This window comes from Rhodoluna sp. (genome assembly GCF_024641065.1).
Taxonomy (GTDB): domain Bacteria; phylum Actinomycetota; class Actinomycetes; order Actinomycetales; family Microbacteriaceae; genus Rhodoluna.
In genome coordinates, this window is sequence record NZ_JAHEDV010000013.1 from 1 (window position 1) to 3,011 (window position 3,011).

Annotated in this window: 2 protein-coding genes and 2 pseudogenes; 2 read left to right on the plus strand and 2 right to left on the minus strand. The window is 52.4% G+C overall.

Annotated features, from left to right (window positions below; all coding sequences use genetic code 11):
• Both Q0L26_RS05505 and Q0L26_RS05510 read left to right on the plus strand, forming a co-directional pair.
• Positions 1 to 540: pseudogene (locus tag Q0L26_RS05505) on the plus strand (EamA family transporter RarD); the annotation flags it as partial.
• Positions 541 to 692: 152 nt separating this feature from the next.
• Complete coding sequence (locus Q0L26_RS05510) at positions 693 to 1,973, plus strand: ABC transporter substrate-binding protein (RefSeq protein ID WP_296648489.1); 1,281 nt, start codon at positions 693 to 695, stop codon at positions 1,971 to 1,973.
• A gap of 82 nt (positions 1,974 to 2,055) precedes the next feature.
• Here the strand turns inward: Q0L26_RS05510 and Q0L26_RS05515 are convergent, their stop codons facing one another.
• Both Q0L26_RS05515 and Q0L26_RS05520 read right to left on the minus strand, forming a co-directional pair.
• Positions 2,056 to 2,781, minus strand: a complete 726-nt coding sequence (locus Q0L26_RS05515) for an ABC transporter ATP-binding protein (protein WP_296648492.1) — start codon at positions 2,779 to 2,781, stop codon at positions 2,056 to 2,058.
• Positions 2,781 to 3,011 (minus strand): annotated as a pseudogene (locus Q0L26_RS05520) (ABC transporter ATP-binding protein); the annotation flags it as partial. The gene Q0L26_RS05515 and the pseudogene Q0L26_RS05520, both read right to left, overlap by 1 nt.

The following is a 3,011-nucleotide window of genomic DNA, read 5'->3' on the forward strand; positions in this document are numbered from 1 at the left end:
AAGCTCTCGCGTTATCAGTGGGTGGCAGTTGGCTTTGGCGCGCTCGCGGTAATTGTGCTCACGTTCGACTATGGGCGTCTGCCTTGGATTGCGCTCACGCTTGCCGGCTCGTTCGGCATTTATGGTCTTGCCAAAAACAAACTCGGCAAAAAGGTAACCGCGCTAAATAGCTTTGCCATCGAGTCAGGCTTTGTCGTGCCAATTGCTATCGTGCAGCTCGCGTTAGTTGCAACTCTTGGCGGCGGCATTCATTTTGGCGCGAATGGCCCATGGGGAAGTGCCGGCTTGATTATGTATGGCGCGATGACGGCCATCCCGTTGATTTTGTTTGGGGCGGCAGCACAACACCTGCCGCTTCGCTTCATGGGTTTCATGCAATATCTGACCCCGATCATTCAGTTCACCCTGGGGTTGACTGTGTTTCACGAGCCGATGCCGCCTGCCCGCTGGATTGGCTTTGTTTTGGTCTGGTGCGGCCTTGCCGCGCTCATTTTTGAGGCCCTAAAAGGCACTCGAAACAACATTGTTATCAAGCGTTAAGCCCTTTATTCATGCGCTTTTTGGGCCCAAACGACCCGAGAAGTGTCGAATTGTTACCAGCACTCTATTTGCCCGAAACATCTGCTCGGTAGACTGCCAAACACGGCAGTTGCAAAGACGTGCTGCCGCAAATAAACAAGGAGCTATTTTTTATGAGCGCATTCGCGAACAAGAAGTTCGTTGCGGCAGTTGCAGTTGTTGCAGCAGCGGCACTCGCACTGTCGGGCTGTGCATCAAAGGGTGACTCGTACGCCAAGGGCGACGGCACTCTTAAGTTCGGTGGAGTTCTTCCACTAACTGGTGCACTTTCATTCCTATCACCTCCTGAAATCGCAGGTGTTGAACTTGCTATTCAGGACATCAACGCAGCCGGTGGCGTTCTAGGTAAAGACGTTACCTGGACCCTCGAAGACTCATCAGACGGTGACCACCCAGAAATCGCACCTGCATCAGCTACCAAGGTTCTCGGTGAGGGCGTTGACGTAGTAATCGGTGCAGCAGCATCTGGTGTTACTCGTTTGATCATCGACCAGATCACCAAGGCAAAGACCGTTCAGATCTCGATGTCAAACACTGCTCCTGACCTTTCAACTTGGGCTGACGGCGGATACTACTTCCGTACCGCACCATCTGACCTACTTCAGGGTGCAATCGTTGGAAACACCGTTGTTCAGGATGGAAACCAGAACGTAGCAATCATTTACCAGCAGACTTCATACGGTGAGGGACTAGACGCTAAGGCAAAGTCAACCATCGAAGCTGCAGGTGCAACCGTTGTTGCTAACCTTCCTTTCCCTGAAGCAGAGACCAACTTCGACACCATCGTCGACCAGGTAGTTGCTGCAGGCGCTGACTCAGTTCTAGTTATCTCATACGACGAGATCAAGAAGATCGTTCCAGCTCTTCAGAAGAAGAAGTTCGACGGTTCAAAGATCTACCTCGTAGACGGTAACTTGGCTAACTTCTCAGACCAGGCTTGGGCAGGCTACATTGAAGGCGCAAAGGGAACTCTTCCTGGCGGCAAGCTAAACGAAGCTTTCAAGACTCGTGCAGCTGAGCTATACAAGACCAACCACGGCGCAGAGCTAACCGAGTTCGCTTACCTAGGCGAGAGCTACGACGCAGTTGTGCTTGCAGCCCTAGCTGCAGAAGCAGCAGGCAACGACTCAGGTGAGGCAATCTCGAAGAACCTACAGGCAGTTTCAACTGGTGGCGACAAGTTCGACGTCGCTTCAGGAGACTCTGTTGAGGTTCTAAAGGCTGCATTCGCTGCTGCTAAAGACGGAAAAGACATCGACTTCGATGGCTTCTCTGGCCCAATTGACTTCGACGACAACGGAGACCCAACCGGTGCTTCGATCGGCGTTTACCAGTACGGCAAGGACGGCACTTCGACCCTCCTTAACGTAGTTGCAGGTAACTCAGTCAACTAGTCGAAAGACAACACAAAACCCCCGAGCGAAAGCTCGGGGGTTTTGCTTTGCCATAGCTAGAGAGAGAAGCTACGGATTCTTTTTATAGCTCGGCTAAGTTTCCGAGGTAAAGCTCGACCATCTTTGGGTCGTTCAGAAGTTCACGACCGGTGCCCGTGTGTGCATCCTTGCCTTGATCGAGAACATAAGCACGGTCGCAAATCTGAAGGCAGCGACGAGCATTCTGTTCAACCATGATTACTGTTACACCAGCCGAGTTCACTTCTTTGACTCTCAAGAAGGTTTCGTCTTGACGAACCGGCGATAGACCAGCCGATGGCTCGTCGAGCAAAAGCACCGAAGGGTCAATCATTAGTGCACGACCCATGGCAACCATCTGACGCTCACCACCTGAAAGCGAACCCGCGCGCTGCGCGCGACGCTTGCCTAGATCAGGAAAAATATCGGTGACAAACTCGAAGCGCTCCTTGAAGCGCTTTGGAGTTTGAAAGACACCCATCTCAAGGTTCTCTTCAATGGTCAGGCTCGGAAACACGTTGTTTGTCTGAGGCACGAATGCAACACCCTTCGAAACCAACTTGTTTGCCTTTAGGCCGGTGATGTCTTCGCCGTTCAAGAAGATCTTGCCATCGCGAATGTTCACCTGACCGAAGATTGCCTTCAACAAGGTTGACTTGCCAGCGCCGTTAGGGCCGATGATTCCGATTAGTTCACCCTGGTTGGCTACGAGGTTGCAACCGTTCAGGATGTTTACGCCAGGCAGGTAGCCGGCAACCAGATTCTCTGCGAAAACAACAGGAGTGCTCATTAGTTGCCCTTCTTTTGCATGGTTCCAAGGTCGGTGTCGTGGTGTGCACCTAGGTAGGCGTCGATCACGGCAGGGTTCTTCATAACCTCGCCAGGAGGGCCTTCGGCCACAACCTTGCCTTCGGCCATAACGATGACCCAGTCGCTGATGTGACGAACCATGTGCATATCGTGCTCGACGAACAGCACGGTGGTGCCGTTCTTTTTCAAGTCTTTGATGTGCTCAAGCAA

What these genes read in the sequence shown, in the direction of transcription:
- Q0L26_RS05515 (WP_296648492.1), bottom strand. Translation starts at nt 2,781, where the DNA reads ATGAGCACTCCTGTTGTTTTCGCAGAGAATCTGGTTGCCGGCTACCTG.
- Q0L26_RS05510 (WP_296648489.1), top strand. Translation starts at nt 693, where the DNA reads ATGAGCGCATTCGCGAACAAGAAGTTCGTTGCGGCAGTTGCAGTTGTT.